Source organism: Streptomyces sp. NPDC002125 (assembly GCF_053593715.1).
The window spans coordinates 34,973-54,133 of record NZ_JBSFDD010000031.1 but is presented as its reverse complement, the minus strand read 5'-3'; the positions used below and the strand labels follow the sequence as shown (position 1 = coordinate 54,133).

At 72.8% G+C, this 19,161-nt stretch carries 15 protein-coding genes; 10 read left to right on the top strand and 5 right to left on the bottom strand.

All coding sequences use genetic code 11. The features are described from left to right. Positions 1-2: 2 nt before the first annotated feature. The 6 genes from ACWCQM_RS34985 (at position 3) to ACWCQM_RS34960 (ending at position 8,606) form a co-directional block, all read left to right on the top strand. Complete coding sequence (locus tag ACWCQM_RS34985) at positions 3-842, top strand: helix-turn-helix domain-containing protein (protein ID WP_450919147.1); 840 nt, start codon at positions 3-5, stop codon at positions 840-842. 168 nt (positions 843-1,010) lie between these two features. Further along, on the top strand, positions 1,011-1,874 hold the full coding sequence (locus ACWCQM_RS34980; protein WP_450919101.1) for an ABC transporter ATP-binding protein: 864 nt from the start codon (positions 1,011-1,013) through the stop codon (positions 1,872-1,874). A 68-nt stretch (positions 1,875-1,942) separates the two neighbouring features. Further along, complete coding sequence (locus ACWCQM_RS34975; RefSeq protein WP_450919100.1) at positions 1,943-3,004, top strand: iron-siderophore ABC transporter substrate-binding protein; 1,062 nt, start codon at positions 1,943-1,945, stop codon at positions 3,002-3,004. An 11-nt stretch (positions 3,005-3,015) separates the two neighbouring features. Beyond that, a complete protein-coding gene (locus ACWCQM_RS34970) occupies positions 3,016-5,106 on the top strand; it encodes an iron ABC transporter permease (protein WP_450919099.1) in 2,091 nt (696 codons plus the stop codon). Positions 5,107-5,230: 124 nt separating this feature from the next. Next, positions 5,231-6,295 carry a peptidase C39 family protein gene (locus ACWCQM_RS34965; RefSeq protein WP_450919098.1) on the top strand — a complete coding sequence of 355 codons (1,065 nt, stop codon included), beginning with the start codon at positions 5,231-5,233 and terminating at the stop codon, positions 6,293-6,295. A 229-nt stretch (positions 6,296-6,524) separates the two neighbouring features. Then, the gene (locus tag ACWCQM_RS34960) at positions 6,525-8,606 is read left to right on the top strand and encodes a SpoIIE family protein phosphatase (protein ID WP_450919097.1); all 2,082 of its coding nucleotides are present in this window, start codon (positions 6,525-6,527) and stop codon (positions 8,604-8,606) included. A 69-nt stretch (positions 8,607-8,675) separates the two neighbouring features. On the opposite strand, the gene ACWCQM_RS34955 is transcribed toward ACWCQM_RS34960, so the two are convergent. After that, a complete protein-coding gene (locus tag ACWCQM_RS34955) occupies positions 8,676-9,560 on the bottom strand; it encodes a fructosamine kinase family protein (protein WP_450919096.1) in 885 nt (294 codons plus the stop codon). Between the two features lie 252 nt (positions 9,561-9,812). On the opposite strand from ACWCQM_RS34955, the gene ACWCQM_RS34950 reads away from it, so the two are divergent. Then, entirely contained in the window at positions 9,813-11,084 is a 1,272-nt protein-coding gene (locus ACWCQM_RS34950) for an alpha-L-fucosidase (protein WP_450919095.1), read from the top strand. Positions 11,085-11,098: 14 nt separating this feature from the next. Here the strand turns inward: ACWCQM_RS34950 and ACWCQM_RS34945 are convergent, their stop codons facing one another. From ACWCQM_RS34945 to ACWCQM_RS34935, 3 genes are all read right to left on the bottom strand, one after another. Further along, positions 11,099-11,896, bottom strand: coding sequence for a helix-turn-helix domain-containing protein (locus tag ACWCQM_RS34945; RefSeq protein WP_450919094.1), 798 nt, complete (start codon positions 11,894-11,896; stop codon positions 11,099-11,101). A gap of 120 nt (positions 11,897-12,016) precedes the next feature. Then, positions 12,017-12,844, bottom strand: a complete 828-nt coding sequence (locus ACWCQM_RS34940) for a siderophore-interacting protein (RefSeq protein ID WP_450919093.1) — start codon at positions 12,842-12,844, stop codon at positions 12,017-12,019. 127 nt (positions 12,845-12,971) lie between these two features. Beyond that, entirely contained in the window at positions 12,972-13,634 is a 663-nt protein-coding gene (locus tag ACWCQM_RS34935; RefSeq protein ID WP_450919146.1) for a DNA alkylation repair protein, read from the bottom strand. A gap of 361 nt (positions 13,635-13,995) precedes the next feature. Here ACWCQM_RS34935 and ACWCQM_RS34930 point away from each other — a divergent pair, with 361 nt between their 5' ends. Beyond that, positions 13,996-15,219 carry a cation:proton antiporter gene (locus ACWCQM_RS34930; protein ID WP_450919092.1) on the top strand — a complete coding sequence of 408 codons (1,224 nt, stop codon included), beginning with the start codon at positions 13,996-13,998 and terminating at the stop codon, positions 15,217-15,219. A 288-nt stretch (positions 15,220-15,507) separates the two neighbouring features. Here ACWCQM_RS34930 and ACWCQM_RS34925 read toward each other — a convergent pair whose 3' ends face one another. Continuing rightward, complete coding sequence (locus ACWCQM_RS34925; RefSeq protein ID WP_450919091.1) at positions 15,508-16,959, bottom strand: PucR family transcriptional regulator; 1,452 nt, start codon at positions 16,957-16,959, stop codon at positions 15,508-15,510. A 101-nt stretch (positions 16,960-17,060) separates the two neighbouring features. On the opposite strand from ACWCQM_RS34925, the gene ACWCQM_RS34920 reads away from it, so the two are divergent. Both ACWCQM_RS34920 and ACWCQM_RS34915 read left to right on the top strand, forming a co-directional pair. Next, entirely contained in the window at positions 17,061-18,596 is a 1,536-nt protein-coding gene (locus ACWCQM_RS34920; RefSeq protein WP_450919090.1) for a purine-cytosine permease family protein, read from the top strand. Between the two features lie 160 nt (positions 18,597-18,756). After that, complete coding sequence (locus ACWCQM_RS34915; protein WP_450919089.1) at positions 18,757-19,158, top strand: nuclear transport factor 2 family protein; 402 nt, start codon at positions 18,757-18,759, stop codon at positions 19,156-19,158. Positions 19,159-19,161: the final 3 nt, after the last annotated feature.

Here is a 19,161-nt window from a genome sequence, read left to right as displayed (position 1 = left end):
GGATGTGGCGGCGCGAGGCGGGCACCGTCGTGCGCCGGGCCGCCGCGCTCCCCGAGCAGACCGGGGCCCCCTTCGTCATCAGCGCCGGGCTCCGGATCCCCAGCGTTCCCACGGAGTGGGCACCGCACTCGCATCCCCGGCACGAGCTTGTCTGGGTGCGCGGGGGGACGCTGACGTCCAGGGTGGAGGACCGCGTCTTCACGGTGTCCGAGGGGCACGGGCTGTGGATGCCCGCAGGAGTCGTGCACGGAGGGCGGGCGACGGCGGGCGCGGAGTTCCACGACGCCTTCTTCGCCCCCGACCGCACGCCGTTCGCGTTCGAGGAGCCCCAGGCGATCGCGATGACGCCGCTGCTCGAATCGCTGCTGACCCATCTGTCCCGCCCGGATCTCGACGCCGAGGCCAGGGCACGTGCGGAGGCCGTCGTGTTCGACGTGCTCCAGCCCTCGGAGCGCCAGCTCGCGTTGCAGCTGCCCGGCGACCCCCGGATCGACGCGATCGCCGAAGCCCTGCTGGACGATCCCGCCGACGACCGCTCGCTGGAGGAGTGGGCGCGGGCCCTGGGGATCAGCGACCGCACGGTCACCCGCGCGTTCCGCCACACCACGGGCCTGTCCTTCGCGCAGTGGCGGCAGGTGCTGCGTGTGCACCGGGCGCTGACGCTCCTCTCCGAAGGGCTCGACGTGACGACCGTCTCCGAGGTGCTCGGCTACGCGCAGCCCAGCTCCTTCATCGCGGCCTTCCGGCGGGTCATGGGAACCACGCCCGGCGCCTTCTTCGACTCGGCCGACGGCACCCCTGGCGATGTCCGGAATCCCGTATCGCGTGTCCGTAACTCCTGATTGCCGACATCGCGAGCGGAATATAACCTTCCCGGAGTTAGGTAACCCTTAGTTGTTGCTCGACGCGAACGGTGCGTTCCGTGCGCGGGAGAGTCTGCGGCGCCCGGCCGGCGAAGGCCGGACGGAGGGTGCCGCGGCCCCTGCCCCTTTGACCTCCGGAACCCACCGATGTTCATACGCTCCTCCCGGCACGCCGGTCGCCCGGCGGCCGGCGACGCCGCCCCAGCCGCCGCCCTCGACGGGCACGAACTGGTGCTGCGTTACGGCGGCAAGCCGGTCGTCCACGGCGTCTCGCTGAGCCTGGAGCCCGGCCGCGCCACCGCCCTCGTCGGACCCAACGGCAGCGGGAAATCCACGCTGCTGCGTGCCCTCTCCCGGCTGCACCGGCTGGACGGCGGCCGGGTGACGCTCGGCGCCACCGACGGGCAGCCCGAGCGCGACGCGGCCCTGCTGAGCGCCCGCCGGTTCGCCCGCGAGGTCACGCTGTTCTCGCAGTCCAGGCCCGCGCCCCAGGGGCTGACGGTCGCGGAGGTCGTGGCGTTCGGACGCCACCCCTACCGCCGGGGCTTCGCCGGACTCACCGCCGACGACCGGACCTCGGTCGACCACGCCATGGGCGTCACCGGCGTACGGGACATGGCAGGCCGGCCGGTCGGCGAACTCTCCGGCGGGGAGATGCAGCGAGTCTGGCTCGCGGCCTGCCTCGCCCAGGACACCGGCGTCGTACTCCTGGACGAACCCACCAACCACCTGGACCTGCGCTACCAGATCGAGACGCTCGACCTGGTGCGCGACCTCGTCGAGGAGCACGGCATCGCGGTCGGCATCGTGCTGCACGACCTCGACCAGGCGTCCCGCGTCGCGGACACGCTGGTCCTGATGCGCTCCGGTCGCGTCCACGCCGCCGGAGCACCCGCCGACGTCCTCACCGCCGAGAACATCGGCGAGGTCTACGACATCCGCGTCGAGGTCGGCACCGATCCCCGCACGGGCCGGCTCCGCATCGACCCCATCGGGCGGCACCCCGCCTGAAACCGGGCTGCCCCCGCACCCAGCGGCACCTCCGCCGCTCCCACACCGATCGAGAAAGAGGACCCTTCATGAACCGTGCCCATCGCCTGGCGGCGTCGGCCTCCGCAGGGCTCATCGTCCTGGCCGCGACGGCCTGCGGCACGACCAGCGTCGACGAGGCCGGCGGCAGCAGCACCAGCGCGCCGCCCGCGTCGAAGAGCTGCGCCGACGACACCACGGCCACCTCGGCCGGGCCGGTCTCCTTCAAGGACGGCGTCGGCCGGCAGGTGAAGCTCGACAAGCCCGCCGAGCGCATCGCCGTCCTGGAATGGCAGCAGGTCGAGGACGCGCTGACCCTCTGCGTCACCCCCACCGCGGTCTCCGACGCGAAGGGCTACAGCACCTGGGTCAGCGCGGAGAAGCTCCCGGACGGAGTGACGGACATCGGCACCCGTGAGGAGCCCGACCTCGACACCCTCTACGCGGCGAAGCCCGACCTCATCGTCGTGGAGGCGTTCGACGCCGACGACGAGACCGTCAAGAAGCTGGAGAAGCGCGGCGTCCCCGTCATGGTGACGCGAGGGGCGGACCCGAAGGACCCGATCGGGAACATGCGGGAAGTCTTCAGCATGATCGGCGAGGCCACCGGCCGCACCGAGCGGGCCGACCAGGTGCTGGAGCAGTTCGACGACCGTCTGGCGGAGGCGAAGCAGCAGGTCATCGACGCCGAACTGCCGACGAAGGACTTCCTCTTCTTCGACGGATGGCTCCAGGGCGGCAACCTCACCGTCCGCCCCTACAGCGACGGCGCCCTCTTCACCGAGATAGGCAAGGAACTCGGTATGAAGCCCGCGTGGACCAGCGACGTCGACAAGGCCCACGGTGACGGCGGCGTCGACCCCTCCTACGGCCTCGCGCAGACCGATGTCGAGGGCCTCACCGCGGTCGGCGACGCCAACCTCTTCTACGCCAACGACGAAGGCGCCGGCGGATACGTCGCCGCGCTCGGCAAGAACCCGATCTGGAAGTCCCTCCCGGCCGTCAAGGAAGGCCGCGCGCACGCCTTCCCGGCGCGGGTGTGGGGCGCGGGCGGTCCGCGCTCCTGCGAGCAGGCGATCGACGCGTACGTCGACGTGCTCGACAAGAAGTGAGCACACCGCAGATGACGGCAACCGGTGGGGAGACGCTGCCGCGCGACGAGCGCGGCGGCGGCCCCACCGGGGTGGCCGTCCTGGTACTCCTCCTCGCCGTGACCACCCTGGTGGGCATGTGGCACCTGACGCAGGGGACGTCGGGCGTCGGCGTCGGCGACCTGCTGCGCCACATCGCCGGGGAACAGCAGGAGGACACGGGCGGGGCGTCGGTCGGCGAGATCCTCACCGGCTCGCGCCTGCCGCGTCTGCTCGCGGGCGTGGCGGTGGGCTTCGCCCTCGGCTGCGCGGGCACCCTCCTCCAGTCCGTCACGCACAACGCGCTCGCCTCCCCGGACACCCTCGCGGTCACGGCCGGGGCCTACTTCACGATCACGCTCGTCGCCGCCTTCGGTTTCGCCGTCCCGCTCTGGGCGTCGGGAGCCGTCGCCTTCGCCGGCGGCCTGGTGGCGGCGGCCCTCGTGCTGCTCCTCGCGGGCCGGGCCGCGGGCACCGCGGGCACCCGCCTCATCCTCGCCGGATCAGCGATGGCGATGGCCCTGGACGCGGCGACCGGGATGCTCCTCATCCTGTTCAACCAGAACACCACCGGACTCTTCGCCTGGGGGAGCGGCTCGCTCGCCCAGCTGAACATCGACGCGTCGATACGCGCCTTCCCCCTCGTGGCCGTGGTGCTGTGCGCCGCCCTGGCGCTCTCCCGGCGGCTGGACGTGATGAACCTCGGCGACGACGCCGCGTCCACCCTCGGTGTGCCGATCAGGACCACCCGCGTGACCGCCGTGGTCTGCGCGGTACTCCTGACCAGCACCGCGGTGACGCTCGCGGGCCCGATCGCCTTCGTCGGGCTCGGCGCCCCCGTCCTGGCCCGCCTCATCGCGGGGCGGGTCAGAGCGCTGCGCAAGCACCTGCTGCTGCTCCCCGCGGCCGGGCTGCTCGGCGCGCTGCTCATCCTGCTCGCGGACGCCACCCTGCGCGCGATCCAGGGTGCGGACGGCGCCGCCTCCATCCCCACCGGCGTGCCGACGGCCCTGCTCGGCTCCGTCGTGATCGTGGTCCTCGCACTCCGCCTCCGCGACACGGGCCAGCTCCGGCAGCCGCCGGGCGCACGGATCGCCGTGCGGTCACCCCGCGCGTTCCTCCTCGTCGTGCTCGGCGCGGTCGCGCTCCTGGCCGCGGCAGTCCTCGTCGCCGTACTCGCGGGAAGCCTCTGGCTGCGTACGGGGGACATCGCGCTCTGGGCCCGGGGCGCCGCCCCCGACCTGATCGGCCAGGCGCTCGACGACCGGGTCCCACGGGTGGCCGCCGCGGTCCTCGCGGGCGCCGCACTCGGACTGGCCGGATGCGTCGTGCAGAGCGCGGTGCGCAACCCGCTGGCGGAACCGGGCGTACTCGGCATCACGGCGGGCGCCGGGCTGGGCGCCGCGAGCGTCGTCACCTCGGGCATGCCCGGCGGGCGGCCGGTGCTCATCGCCGTCGCGGTCGCGGCGGGGCTCGCCACGTTCGGGGTGATCGCCCTGCTGGCCTGGCGCGGCGGCTTCCTGCCCGACCGGTTCGTACTGATCGGAATCGGCTGCGGCTACGGCCTCAGCTCCCTCACCACCTTCCTGCTGCTGCGCGCCGACCCGTACAACACGCCCCGGATCTTCACCTGGCTCTCCGGTACGACCTACGGGCGCACGCTGCCCGACGTCGTGCCCGTCGCGGTGGCCCTGGCGCTCGCGCTTCCCGTGCTCTTCGCCATGCGGAGCCGGCTCGACCTGCTCGCCGTCGACGAGGACACCCCGCGCATCGTCGGTGTCCGACTGGAACGCACACGCTTCGTCGCACTGGCCGTCGCCGCGGTGCTGGCGGCACTCAGCGTGATCGCCGTCGGAGTCGTCGGCTTCGTCGGGCTCGTCGCCCCGCACCTCGCCCGGTCGCTGGTCGGCGCCCGGCACGGCCGCGCGATCCCGGTGGCGATGCTGCTCGGCGGCCTGCTGGTCTGTGTGGCGGACGCCCTCGGCCGTACGCTCGTCGCCCCCGCACAGATGCCCGCCGGCCTGATGATCGCCCTGGTCGGAGCCCCGTACTTCATCTGGGTGCTCCGGCGGTCGCGCGCATGACGCCGGGCAGCGGCGCCCCCGCGCCCATGTCCTCCCGCGCCCGGGGCAGTCGGAGCGCCCACGCCCTCCCGCGCCCGGGGCCGTCAGAGCGCCCATGTCCTACCCGATCCGTCAGGAACACCCCATGCCACCTCAGCAGGAAGCGCCCGTGAACAGCATCGTCGTCCCGTTCGAGCCCGACACCTCACCGGCCCCGCTGGAGCGGCTCGCGCACCACGAGGTGCTGGAGCGCTGGCACGCCGTCGACCGCTCGGCCCACGGCCCCCGCATCGTGGCCGTCCCCGGTGACGACGGCGAGGACTGGGCCGCCGCCGCACTCGTGACATCCCGCCCGCACACGGGCTACCTGAAGATCGTGGACGCCGTCGGCGATGTGCGGGCAGCGGTGGCAGCCGTCGTCGCCCACGCGCACGGCCGGGGGCTCGCGCAGGTCAAGTGGGAAGGATGGACGGCGCGCCCCGAGGACGCCGCAGCCTGCGGCTTCACCGCCCTGTGCCCTCCGCTCGGGCAGTCGGAGGACGCGGCCGGGCCCGGCACCGGTTACGTCCGCTGGCTGCACGACGGCACGGTGCCCGAGCCCCCGTACTACGGGCAGACCACGCACTTCACCTGCGGCGCGGTCACCGCCCTGGTCGCGCAGGCGCACGCGGGGACGCTGCGGCGGGACGAACTCGACCGCCCGGCGGAACTGACGCTGTGGCGCGGCGCGACCAACTTCCCCGCGTGCGAGCCCGTCGGGCTGGGCGTCGCCGTGCGCCGGGCGTGGCCGTCGTCCCCCGTCGAGGTCCATCTCGACACGGACGAGCCCGTCCTGCTCGGCCACCTCCCGGAGGGCGAGCAGGAGTGGCGCGCCCTGCTCCAGCGCAGCTCGCGCACGGACGCCGAACACGCCGGCGTACCCATCGATCCGCGCCACCTCCCCATGTCCGGCATCCGCGGCGTGATCGGCCGGCAAGGGCATGTGCTGCTCCTGGTCTCGCTCGCCGGGATGCAGGGGTTCGACGTGCCGCACTGGGTGCTCTGCCACGGAGCCGTGCCCGGCGCCATGGTGATCGAGGACCCGTGGTCCAACGCGGCGGCGGGGGACACCTGGGTGGACGCCCATCTGCTGCCCGTCCCCGACCCGGAGCTCGACACGATGTCGACGATGTCTCCGGACGGTTTCCGCGGCGCCGTGACCATCGGCTGACGCCCCGACGCCGTTCACCGCTGAACCGCGCGTCCCGCCGGCCCGCACGTCGCCCGTTGCCGGGCCGTGGCCGACGGGAGCCGTAGCCGCTACGCTGCCCGGCACAGCCCCGGGCACCGTCGTCGTCCTGCGCCGTCGAGGTGCCCCGTCTTCCGCCAGGGCGCATCCTGGCCGTTGAGAGGCTTCGCGGTGGTGTCCGGCTGCCGCCGTGACCGAGGGAGGTGACGCCGTGGCGGCTGGCTCTCACGATGCCGGAGGGTGGGACCGGGACTCGGCCCTCGCCCGGGCGCTGCTCTCCCAGGACGACATCGCGGTCCTGGAGCTCGACACGGAGTTCCGCCCCGTCCGCATGAACGCCGCCTACAAGGCGATGCGCCCGGCCGGCGCGGGCGAGGAGTGGCTGCTGGACCTGCCCGGTACCGCTGCCCACGGGGCCGTACGGACCTTCATGGCGCGGGTGGCGGGGACCGGGACGCCCGTGGTCGGGGCGGAGTACCCGCTCGGGCCGCCCGGATCCGACCGGGTGGTGTCGCTCACCTGCGTCCGCCTCGCCGACCCTCTCGGCGCGCCGGTCGGGGTCGCGATCGCCGCCGTCGAGGTCACCGAGCGGCACCGGACCCAGCAGCGGCTGTCGGCGGCGTACCGCGACGCCTTCGAGATCGGCGGCTCGCTGGACGTCGTCAACAGCGCCCGCGACCTGGTCGCGGTCCTCGTGCCCGCCCTCGGTGACCTCGCCTGCGTCGAGTTCCCCGAGGACGTCCTCAGAGGACGCGACCCGCAGCCCGGCTACATCGGCCGGGAGGCCTCGGCTCCGCGCCGTGTCGCGGTCAAGGCGGCGGACGGCACGTGGCCCGCCGCTCTCGTGCAGGTCGGCGAAGCCGTTCCGTTCGTCCCCGAGCAGCCCGCGACCGCCGCCCCCGCCGTCGGGGGTGCGCTCGTGGCGGACGCGGAGACCGCCCGCGCCTTCCTCGGCCACGACCCGGAGCTGATCGAGCGCTTCCTGCCGGAGGGCGTGCGGCACGTGCTCGGCTGCCCCCTCCACCACCGAGGGCGGTTCTTCGGCTACGCCCAGGTGTACCGCGTGGAGGACCCGGAACCGTTCTCGGACACGGACGTCGAGCTCATGCAGGACCTGTGCCACCGCACGGCCCTGGCGATCGACAACGCCTTCCGGTTCACCCGCGAACACCGGACGGCCGTCGTGCTCCAGCAGAGCCTGCTGCCGCCCGCGGCCACCGAGACCGCGGCCGCCGAGACCGCCGGTCTCTACCTGCCCGCGGGCGGCGGCATCAGCGTCGGCGGGGACTGGTACGACGCGTTCCCGATCTCGTCGCTGAGGATGGCGCTGGTCGTCGGGGACGTCATCGGCCACGGTCTGCAGGCGACCGCCACCATGGCCAGGCTGCGGACAGCCGTGCAGACCCTCGCCGACCTCGACCTGCCCCCGGACGAACTGCTCACCCGCCTCGACGACCTCGTCCAGCGCATGATGGCCGAGTCCGAACAGCCGGACACCGTCGGCGCCTCCTGCCTGTTCGCCGTCTACGACCCGGTGACCAGGGTGTGCCAGATGGCCAGCGCCGGGCACCCGCCGCCGGTGATCGTGCTGCCCGACGGAAGCGCCGAGTACGCGCCCGTGATCCCCGGGCCGACCCTCGGCGTCGGCGACAATCCCTTCGAGGTGTACACCACGACGCTTCCGGTCGGCAGCGTGCTCGCCCTCTACACCGACGGCCTGCTCCGGCGCGACGACGAAGCCGGCCGGGGCGGCGCGACCGCGCTGGGAGCGGGACTCCCCGCGGAGCTGGGCCAGTTGGTGGCGACCAGCGACAGCCTCGACGACATCGCCTCCTGGATGACCGGCCGCCTCGCCGTACCGGAGCAGCCCGAGGACGATGTCACCCTCCTGCTCGCCCGTACGCGCGCGGTGGCCGAACAGTCCACGGCGACCTGGGAGTACGCCGCCGACCCCGCGGCGGTCCACGACGCCCGTACCGACGTCCTCGGCCGGCTGGCTGTCTGGGGGCTGGAGAAGGAGGCCTTCGCCACCGAGCTCATCGTCAGCGAACTCGTCACCAACGCGATGCGTTACGCCAGCGGCCCCATCGTCCTCCGGCTCATCCGAGACCGGGTGCTCGTGTGCGAGGTCTCCGACCCCAGCAACACCCAGCCGCGCCTTCGCCGGGCACTGAACACGGACGAGGGCGGACGGGGCCTGTTCCTGATCGCCCAGCTCTCCACCCGGTGGGGCTGCCGCTACGGCGCCCGGGGCAAGACGATCTGGACCGAGCAGGTGCTTGAATCGGGGTGAGGAGGGGGCCGGGGGACTGCGCGGGGCGGAGACGTCACCCGACTTCCGTCCAGTCGGCCGGCCTCAGGCTCAGGGCCGCCGCCGGAACGGGGCGAGTGTGGTGCGCACGAGATCGGCGGCGCCCCAGTCGGGGTCGAACTGGGCGATGACGGCCAGGTGCTGGCGCAGCTGGAGGATCGGCATGCGTGCGCGCCAGTCTCGGTCGAGCCCGGTCAGCTCGGCGTACATACTGAAGAACACCTGTGCCTCGGGCGGCGGCGCCGTCGTCCACAGGTGGGCCAGGTCGACCTCGGCCCACGTGTACGACACGGCCGGGTCGATCAGCGCGGGCCGCCCGTCGGGGGTGGCCATGACGTTCTGCGCCCACAGGTCGCCGTGCGTCAGGCACGCGGGCCTGACCGGCAGCAGTTCGGGCAGCCGGTCGCACAGCCGCTCCAGCGCCGCCCGGTCCGCGGGGCCGAGCGCCTCCCGGACGCGATGCTCGCCTAGCCAGCGCAGCAGGCGGTGCTGGGCGAAGAACTCGAACCCGTCGTCACCCCAGGCGTTGACTTGCCGACGACGGCCCAGCCAGTTGTCCCGGTGCCATCCGAACCGGGGGTACCGCGTGGTGGTGTGCAGGTGGGCGAGCGCATGCGCGAACTGCTCCCAGAAGGCATCGGTGCCCGGCCGGGGCCGCAGCACGGACAGGACGAGCAGGTCGCGGTCCGCGAGGACGACCTCGGGCGTGACGAAACCGCCCGCCTCGCGCAGCACGGTGAGCCCTTCGGCCTCCGCGGCGAAGGCGTCGTCCGACGGCGGGTCGCCGAACGCCTTGACGAACACCGACGTGCCGTCACCGCGGCGCGCGAGCCCCGCGGTCGCGGCGAGGCCTCCGGTGGCCGGCTCGGCCGCGACGACATCGGTCAGGCCCGCCGCATGCAGGCGTTCGAGCAGGAAGGACATCGCGTCCGTCACGGGTGTGCTCCTGTCGTCGTCGTGTGAACGGGCATGCGGTCATCCTGCCTGGTCGCCCCTGCAGGCGGACGTCGAACGCCGACCACGTGGTCCGCACACCCGCGTGCTGTGCTCATGCCTGTGCGCCCGCATGGTGAAAATCGACCAGTCCAGGTGAGCGCCACCCACGCGCGGAGCGGCCGGTGCGACCTAACGTGGCCGGTGCGCGGGCCTCGCGCCCCCCGCCACCGCACTCACCGAGGACAGCTCCCCATGCCGATGCAACCCTGGTTCCCCGACGCCAAGTTGGGCATCTTCATTCACTACGGGATCTACGCGGTCGACGGTGTCCCCGAGTCGTGGGCGTTCTACACCGGACAGGTGCCGCGCGAGCAGTACATGCGGCAGCTGGACGGGTTCACCGCTTCCGGATACGACCCGGCCGCGTGGGCGGACCTGTTCGCCCGCGCCGGTGCCAGGTACGCCGTACTGACCGCGCGTCATCACGACGGCGTGGCCCTCTGGGACACCGCCCACGGTGACCTGGACGTCGTACGCCGCACACCCGCCGGACGCGACCTCGTGGCCGGTTACGCCGACGCCCTGCGGGAACGGGGCCTCAAGGTCGGCCTGTACTACTCGCACTCGGACTGGAACCACCCCGACTACGCGAGCGTGGTCCATCCCGAGCCTCCGACCGAGGACGTGGCCACCCACCCCCTCGTCACCCCGGGGGACGGCGTGGACGACCCGGAGGCCTGGGCCAGGTTCATCGCGTACCGCGACGCCCAGGTCGGCGAACTCGTCGCCCGCTACAGGCCCGACCTCCTGTGGTTCGACGGCGAATGGGAGCGCAGCGAGGAGCAGTGGGGGATGGGGGAGCTGGCCCGGCAGATCATCGCGGGCAACCCGGAGACCGTCCTCAACGCGCGCATGCTCAGCCACGGCGACTACGCCACCCCGGAACAGGGCGTGCCGCTTCTGCCCCCGGACGGGCCCTGGGAACTGTGCCTGACCGTCAACAACTCCTGGGGATACCAGCACCACGACCACGACCAGAAGTCCGTCCGCCGGCTGGTGCGCTACTTCGCCGAGACGATCGGCGCGGGCGGCAATCTCCTGCTCGCCGTCGGACCGCGCGAGGACGGCACGATCCCCGGGGAACAGGCCGAGCGGCTGGAGGGCCTCGGGGCCTGGATCGCCAAGCACTCCGCCGCGGTGTACGGCGCGGGGGCGGGCCTGCCGGCCGGGCACCACTACGGCCCCAGCACCCTCTCGGCGGACCGGCGCACCCTCCACCTGGTCTGCTTCGACACCCCCCGGGAGTCGGTCTCGCTGCGCGGCCTGCGCAACAAGGTCCGGCGGGTGAGCGTCCTCGGTACGGGCACCGAACTGGCCCACCGCGTCACGGGAGGACTCGGCGACGTACCGGGAGTGCTGTGGATCGACGCGCCGCGCGGGGAGGACCTCGACGAGCAGGCGACCGTGCTGGCCGTCGAACTCGACGGTGAGCTCGACCTGTACCGGGGCAGCGGCCGCAGCTGAACCGCCCCGGCCGGTCAGCCGCCGGCGCGGACGGCGCGCGGGGAGGCGCCGAGTTCGCGCCGGCACGCCTTGTTGAAGGCCTGGAGGTCGTCCATGCCGACGGCCGCCGCGACCGCCTGGATCGGCAGCGTCGTCTCCCGCAGCAGGTGGCGTGCCCGCTCCATCCGCCTGCGCCGGATGTACGCCACGACCGTGCCGCCGGTCTCCGCGCGGAACAGCCGGATCAGCTGGTTGTGCGACACCCCGGCGGCCCGCGCCACCTCCGGGACGACCAGCCGCTCCGCGAGATGCGACTCGATGTGCGCGACGGCGCAGGAGAACGAGGCGTGCGGTCCGCCGCCCCGCCCTTTCGGCTCGGCGAGCTCGGCCAGCCGCCACAGGGCCGCCCACACCTCGGCATCGGCCCGCCGCGCACTGCGCGGCGCGGCGGCGATGGCCCCCAGCAGCAGCCCCGCGAACTCCGGGGTCTGCGCACCGGCGTCCTGGACCACCGGCACGGTGAGCGGCTCTCCCGTGCCGGGCAGCCGCAGATGCGCGTACAGGTGCTGGGACCGCCCGCGGTAGCGGTAGCGCACCTCGGCCCCCGGCGGGACCAGGCTGAGGTGCCCGGGCCGCACGGCATGGAGCACTCCGTCGACGAGCAGGTCGGCGCTGTACTGGTACAGGTGGAGCTGCCACAGGTCGGGGAGCCGGAAGACGTCGACCGCGCTCGTCGTCCCATGGACGCCCCTGCCGAGGCTGAGCACGCGCGGCGGCTCGTCCAGCCGCACCGCGCAGGACCGCCCGGGCCGCACCCAGGCACTCTCCGTCATGCGAAAAATCTACCAGCGGCCCTGTCCGTCCACAGCCGGACGCGAGTCGGCCCGGTCAACTCGGCGACGCAAGGCCGTTGAAGGAGCTGGCGTGATGCTCCGCCCGCCGGCCCCGGCCCGTCAGACGCGTACCAGCTTCTCCTTCTTCTCGCTCTTCCAGAAACCGGAGAAGGTGATGCGGTCCTTCGGGAGTCCCGCGCGCACGAGGTGGCGGCGGCCCTCGGTGGCGAGTGTCGACTCGCCGACGACGAACGCGTAACCCGCCTCGTCGACGGTGTCGTGGCGGCGGAGTTCCTCCAGCGCGGCGGCGCCGGGCACCGCGGTCGCGTCGTCGCGGACCACCCAGGTCACGGAGACACCGGCCGGTGCGTCGAGCGGGCGGCGGTCCTCGGCGAGCGGGATCTCCTGGATGACCCGTCCCGTGGTGTCGCGCGGGAGGGAGCGCAGGATGCCGGCGGTCGACGGCAGGCCGCTCTCATCGGCGACCACGAGTACCTCGGAGGCGTCGTCCGGGCGGTCGAATATGAGGCCCTGGTCCAGCACGGCGACCGGATCGCCGGAGCCGGCCGCGCATGCCCAGATCGCCGCGGCACCCTCGGGCTCACCCTCCGGGCCGCAGTGCACGACGAAGTCGATGTCCATCTCGGCCGCTTTGGGGCGGAAACCGGCGACGGTGTAGTTGGCGCAGTGCGGCCGTACCTCCTGCGGGATGGCGTAATAGGGGTCCCACCATCGCGAGCCGGAGAGCTCGGGAAGCACGAAGTCCGCCTGGTGCGGCAGGCGCAGGAAGAGACGGAACCAGTGGTCGTACCCCAGCCAGGGGAAGTCGGCGAGGTTGGCACCGGTGATCGTCACCCGTTGTATCGACGGGGAGAAGCGCTCGCTGCGGACCACTTCGCCACGGAACAGACCGGGATGCTTGGGCATGAGTCTGGGGGTTTTCGCCACGTAATGAAGGGTAGCCTAAGCTAAGTTTCCGTCCAAGCCTCGGTATGCCACCGAGCGTTGGGACAGTTGGCCGTCGGGCGATGGGCGCACGAGCCGGCGGCGCCCGGCACAACCACCGGGCGCCCGTCTACCGCTTGTGCTGTTGCCGCCGCACCATCTCGTCGATCCAGACGGGCGCGAACGGAGACGTGCAGCCGGGGGAGACCGGGTAGTCCTTGAGCACCCCCAGGCGCTCGCCGATCCCGATCGCACGGGCACGGTGCTCCGGGTGCTCGATGCCGATCTGGGCCAGGCAGTGGTTCATCGCCCACTGCAGCGGGGCCGGGGCGTCCTTGAGCTCCGCCTCGATGACGTCCAGCAGCCCTTCGAGGTCGAGGCCCTCCGGCTTCTTCGCCACGCTTTCGGTGGTCAGCGCCCAGCCGGCACTCGCGACCACCGGATCCGGGTCGGCGGACCAGGACACGCGCAACTCCCCGGAGTGCGGGCTCTTCTTCACCACGTAGTTCACGAGCCAGTCCTGAACCTTGGGTGTGCGTGCCTCGCGGACCATGGCGTCCAGCTCGTCCCGCTCGAACGCCTTCGGCCGGCAGATGAGCGTCGCCAGCAGTCGCGCCGCCGTGTCACCCGTCTCCCAGAGCTCGCGCGCGAGGTCCTGCTGGGTCTTCAGCCGCTTCGCCAGCGCGCGCAGCTTGCCGAGGTTCACACCGTGATCGTCACCGTGTCTCTCGTTCACCGCGCGGACCTTCGGGTCGTCGAGTGCTGCCAGCTCGGCCATCACCCCGGTCACCATCGTCTCCGCCACCTGGGCCTCCTCGGTCTCCGTTCCCGCACCTGCGAGCAGCCTACGGCGCACTCCCCGGCGCCCGGCCGGGAGTGCGTGCGCGAGGCCGAAGCCGGCGGGCCCGGCCGTGCGAGCGCCTCGCTGCCGGGCGGGCCTCACCCCGACGGCGTACACCCGCTCGTACGACCCCGGTGCGCGGGCGAGAGTGGCAAGACCGTGCACCTCTGCCGCGTGCCCGGCCGCCGCATCCCGCCTGTGAGGGAGATCCCGATGTCCCGGACCACGGAACCCCGTCCCGAGCACCGGGAAGACGGGGGCCGCCGACGGCATCCGGCGCCCGCCCTGTGACCCGGCACCACGGAGCTGCCGAATGACGCACCCCGGCACGCTCGTCCTGATCATGGCGGCCGCCGTACTGGCGCCGCTGCTCGTGTACGCGACCGGACGCAGGCTGCGGATCCCGCTGGTGATCTTCGAGATCGCCCTCGGAATCCTCATCGGTCCCGATGTGCTCGGCTGGGCGCACACGGACACGGTCATCGACACGCTCGCCGACCTCGGGCTGTCCATGCTGATCTTCCTCGCCGGGTACGAGATCGAGTTCGCGGCGGTGCGCGGCGAAACCCTGCGCCGTTCGCTGTGGGCCTGGCTGGTCTCGCTCGCCGCCGGCATCGGGCTGGCCATGCTCATCACCGCAGGTCAGGTGTTCGAGGCGTTCGTCATCGGTACCGCGCTGACCAGCACGGCCCTCGGCACGGTGCTGCCGATGCTGCGGGACCGGGGCGAGCTGAAGGGCCGCTTCGGTACGGTCATGACGGCGTTCGGCGCCGTCGGCGAGTTCGGTCCCGTCGTCGCCATGGCGCTGCTGCTCAGCGGGCGCCGCCCGGCCGAGTCGGCGGCCCTGCTGGCCGCGTTCGGGGTGATCGCCGCCGCGGCCGTCTACTGGGCCACCCGGCCCCGGCCGCCCTGGTTCACACGGCTGACCGAACGGACCCTGCACAGCAGCGGACAGTTCGCCGTCCGGTTCGTGATGCTGCTGCTCGCGTGCATGCTGGGCCTCGCCGAAGTGTTCGGCCTGGACGTGCTGCTGGGCGCGTTCGCCGCGGGCATCCTCACCCGCCTCGTCCTGCACCGGGCCGCGCCCGCGAGCAGCGACGAGATCCTCGGCAAGGTCGAGGCGATGGGCTTCGGCTTCCTCGTCCCGCTGTTCTACGTCGTCACCGGCATCGAGTTCGACCTGGACGCGCTCCTGCACGACGTGTCCGCCCTGTTGGTGGTGCCGCTGTTCCTGCTGCTGTTCGTGCTGGTGCGGGGCGGCCCGGTGTACGCGTTCGCTCCGAAGGACCTGGGCTCCGCCGACCGGGCGGGCCTGGCCCTCTACGCCTCGACGTGCCTGCCCCTGGTCGTCGCGATCACGACCATCGGCCTGGACCAGAAGCTCCTCGAATCCAACGAGGCGGCCTCGCTGGTCGGTGCCGCGATGCTGTCCGTCCTCGTGCTGCCGTTGCTCGCGACGCGACTGCGGGCGAGGGCCGACGGACCGGGCCGGGCGCCGGCCCCCACCGACGAGGCGACCGGCACCGAGGCCTGGTGAGGGCGCTTTCCCCGGGCCGCGCCGTGTGACTCGACCCATAGGCCGCAGATCACATACGAGGCGCGGTAGTAGGGCCCGGTGCACGGGCTCCCTGGGTCCGGCCGCCCGGGCCGGCCCGACGGGCACGGCCTACGCAGGCGTGTAGTACCACCACTCCTTGCCGTCGCTCCGACGTGCCGTTAACCATGGATTCACGCCCCGGGAGCAGTCGCCGCGGACCGGCCGGTCACCCGCACGAGCCGTACACACGGACCTGAGAACACCCGCCCCCGACCGGCGGTGCGCCGGTCAGTCGGTGAGGCCCAGCGCCCCCGCCGCCTGGATCGCCAGCCAGACCTCGGCCATCGCGCCCGTGGACGACAGATCGCGGTCGGCGAGAGCGCCGAAGCGGCGCAGCCGGTAGGCGAGGGTGTTCGGATGGATGTGCAGCGCCGCCGCGGCCGACTCGGTGCGGCGGTCACGCTCCATCCAGGTACGGACGGAGACCAGCAGATGCGAGTCGTGGGCCTCGTCGTACCGCAGGACACCGCCGAGCACGTGCTCGACCAGCGCGCTCAGCACGGCGGGGTCGTCGGGCAGCCACCGGCCCGTCGCGTCGTCGCCGTACCTCACGACCGGGCGGCCGGACTCCACGGCCTTCGACACCGCCCAGAGCGCCTCGCGCTCGGCGATCTTCAGCGCGACGCCCGGCGCGAAGGGGCGGCTCATCCCCGCCGCCACGCCGGCCAGCCCGCCCACGGCCTCCGCCAGCTCCGGCGCGCCCAGGACATAGCGGTCCTCGCCCCTGGTGAGCAGCAGATGCGGATGGTCCTCCAGGCAGCTCAGCAGCGCCTCGTCCGTGGCACGGCGGACCACGAGCAGCGACGCGTCCCCCTCGATCCGGTGCCGGGCGAGCCGGCGCCTGGCCGTCTCGGGATCGATCACCTCCTGCAACAGCTCGGCCAGTGTCTCCGCCCCCTCACGGCGCAGCACCTCGCGCTCGTTCCGCACCATCGCCAGCCGCAGCGCCGCCACGGTGGCGATGTGCTGGACGACGGCGAGCCCCGCGGGCTGGGCACCCTGACGCTCGTACGCCACGAGGAAGCCCGCCGGGCCGCCGGGCGCGGGAACGGGGAGCACGAAGCCGCCGGGCACCGTGGGCGGAGCGTCGACGGACGCGGGCAGGACCCCGGGTTCGGGCGTGGGGACGCCGGGCAGCAGGGGGCGGCCCTGCGGCGTGCAGAGGTAGACGTCGTAACCCGACAGTCCTTCGAGCCGGCGCAGCAGTGCCGGGGTGTCGAGGTTCTCGGCGACCAGCCAGCGCAGGGAGCCGAAGACCTGGAGCTGCGCGCCCAGCCGGTGCCGGGCGTCCTCCTGGACCGAGGCCGCGACCTCCTGGGCCACGGCGATGAAGGGGACGGCGAGCGGGACCTCCAGGACCGGGAAGCCCCTCTCCTCGGCCGCCTCGAAGAACACGTCGTGGAGCGGCGGCATGTGCAGCTGCGCCGACAGGGCGAGACCGGACACGCCCGCGTCGTCCAGCCGCTCCAGATACGCGCGCTGCTCCGCCGCTCCCCGGGGGACGGCCAGGCCCGTCGTCATGATCAGCTCGGCGCCCAGCAGCCAGGGGGTCGGATCGGCGAGCTCGCTCGCGTGGGCCCACGAGACGGACCGGCGGAGGCCGCCGCTGCCCGCCTTCACCGAGAGCTGGAGCGCCGGGAAGGAGAGGAGATCCTCGACCGTGAGTTTGTTGCTGGCCACAGACCGGACCCTACATCTTTGTGATGAACACAGTTGTCGCTGATCGTCGGCGGGCCACAGACTGCTGGGGCCCCTATGCACGAACGGAAGGTGAAGTGTCCGTGACGAACTCGATCACCGAAATCGAGACCAATGGTGTCGAGCGGATCCCGGACGAGGACCGCACGGCCCGCCCGCTCGATCTGTTCCGGCTCGCCTTCGGCGGCGCCAACACCTTCGCGACCTGTGTGCTGGGCGCGTTCCCGATCCTCTTCGGCCTCTCCTTCTGGCAAGGGCTCGCCGCGACCGTCCTCGGTCTCCTCGCGGGGGCGCTGCTGCTGGCCCCGATGGCGCTCTTCGGCCCGGCCAACGGCACGAACAACGCCGTCTCCTCCTCCGCGCACCTGGGTGTCCACGGCCGGGTCGTCGGCTCGTTCCTCTCGCTGCTGACCGCGATCGCCTTCTTCTCGATCTCGGTGTGGTCCTCCGGCGACGCGCTCGTGGGCGGTGCCCACCGGCTCGTGGACGTGCCCGAGTCGGACGTCACCTACGGGATCGCGTACGCCCTCTTCGCCGGCCTCGTGCTGGTCGTCTGCGTCTACGGCTTCCGGTTCATGCTGCTGGTCAACAAGATCGCGGTACTGGCCGCCTCGGCGCTCTTCGTGCTCGGGGCGTTCGCCTTCGCCGGCGACTTCGACCCCGGTTACGCGGGCGCCTTCGCCTCGACCGCGGACCCGCTGTTCTGGCCCTCCTTCATCGGTGCCGCGCTGATCGTGCTCTCCAACCCGGTCTCCTTCGGCGCCTTCCTCGGCGACTGGTCCCGCTACATCCCGTCCGGGACCCCGCGTCGCCGGGTGATGGGCGCCGCGTTCCTCGCCCAGGTCGCCACCCTGCTGCCGTTCCTCTTCGGCCTGGCCACCGCGTCGATCATCGCCACCAAGGCCGCGAAGTACGTCGATCCCGCCGCCCCCAACTACGTCGGCGGGCTCCTCGCGATCTCGCCCGGCTGGTACTTCCTGCCGCTCTGCCTGATCGCCCTGATCGGCGGTCTCTCCACCGGCACGACGGCCCTCTACGGCACGGGCCTGGACTTCTCCAGCGTCTTCACCCGCTTCAGCCGCGTCCAGGCCACCCTCTTCATCGGCGTCCTGTCCATCGCCTTCATCTTCGTGGGCCGCTTCGCGCTCAACCTCGCGCAGTCCATCTCCACGTTCGCGACGCTGATCATCACCTGCACCGCACCGTGGATGATCGTGATGGCCCTCGGCTACGTCACCCGGCGCGGCTGGTACGACGCGGAGGCACTCCAGGTCTTCAACCGCCGCCAGCGCGGTGGCCGCTACTGGTTCACGCACGGCTGGAACTGGCGCGGCATGGCCACCTGGCTCGTCTCGGCCGTCGTGGCGCTCCTCTTCACCAACCTGCCCGGCCAGTTCGTCGGCCCGCTCGGCGACCTCGCCGACGGCGCGGACATCTCCCTGCCGGTCGGCCTGGTCCTCGCGACCGTCCTCTACCTCACCCTGCTCAGGCTCTTCCCCGAGCCGCGCGCCGTGTACGGACCGGACGGACCCCGCTTCGTCCGGGCCTCGGACACCCCCGTGCCCCCGATCACCAGCGACACGGAGAAGAGCCTCCCCGAGCCCGCAGCCGCCGGCTGACCCGCGCCGCGACCCCCGACCGGGCGTTCCGGCACCCGCCGGCTGACCCGCGCCGCCACCCCCGACCGGGCGTTCCGGCACCCGCCGGCTGACCCGCGCCGCCACCCCCGACCGGGCGTTCCGGCACCCGCCGCCGAACACCCGTGACCAGGAGCAGAACATGAGCACCACCACCGTCCAGGAGGTCCGCGACGCCGCCGACGCGCTCGTCGCCGCCTTCGCCGAAGGCCGCGTCGACGACTACTTCGGCGCCTTCGCCCCCGAAGCGACCTTCGTCTTCCACACCACCCCCCAGCGCCTCGGCTCCACGGCGGAGTACCGCGCCCTCTGGCGGCAGTGGGAGGAGCAGGACGGCTTCCGGATAGTCGGCTGCGTCTCGTCCGCCCAGCTGATCCAGCCCTTCGGCGACACGGCCGTCTTCAGCCACGACGTCGAGACACGGGTCGCCACGCACGCGGGTGAGGAGACGGTCCACGAGCGGGAGACCGTCGTCTTCGCCCGGGCCGCCGACGGCCGCTGGAGCGCCGTCCACGAGCACCTTTCCGCCCGCACCACCGCCTGACCA

Bases quoted from the DNA above. Each gene is read 5' to 3' on its own strand.
- ACWCQM_RS34930 (WP_450919092.1), top strand. From the start codon at position 13,996: ATGACGCACCCCGGCACGCTCGTCCTGATCATGGCGGCCGCCGTACTG.
- ACWCQM_RS34970 (WP_450919099.1), top strand. From the start codon at position 3,016: ATGACGGCAACCGGTGGGGAGACGCTGCCGCGCGACGAGCGCGGCGGC.
- ACWCQM_RS34985 (WP_450919147.1), top strand. From the start codon at position 3: ATGTGGCGGCGCGAGGCGGGCACCGTCGTGCGCCGGGCCGCCGCGCTC.
- ACWCQM_RS34950 (WP_450919095.1), top strand. From the start codon at position 9,813: ATGCCGATGCAACCCTGGTTCCCCGACGCCAAGTTGGGCATCTTCATT.
- ACWCQM_RS34980 (WP_450919101.1), top strand. From the start codon at position 1,011: ATGTTCATACGCTCCTCCCGGCACGCCGGTCGCCCGGCGGCCGGCGAC.
- ACWCQM_RS34975 (WP_450919100.1), top strand. From the start codon at position 1,943: ATGAACCGTGCCCATCGCCTGGCGGCGTCGGCCTCCGCAGGGCTCATC.
- ACWCQM_RS34915 (WP_450919089.1), top strand. From the start codon at position 18,757: ATGAGCACCACCACCGTCCAGGAGGTCCGCGACGCCGCCGACGCGCTC.
- ACWCQM_RS34965 (WP_450919098.1), top strand. From the start codon at position 5,231: ATGCCACCTCAGCAGGAAGCGCCCGTGAACAGCATCGTCGTCCCGTTC.
- ACWCQM_RS34935 (WP_450919146.1), bottom strand. From the start codon at position 13,634: ATGGTGACCGGGGTGATGGCCGAGCTGGCAGCACTCGACGACCCGAAG.
- ACWCQM_RS34945 (WP_450919094.1), bottom strand. From the start codon at position 11,896: ATGACGGAGAGTGCCTGGGTGCGGCCCGGGCGGTCCTGCGCGGTGCGG.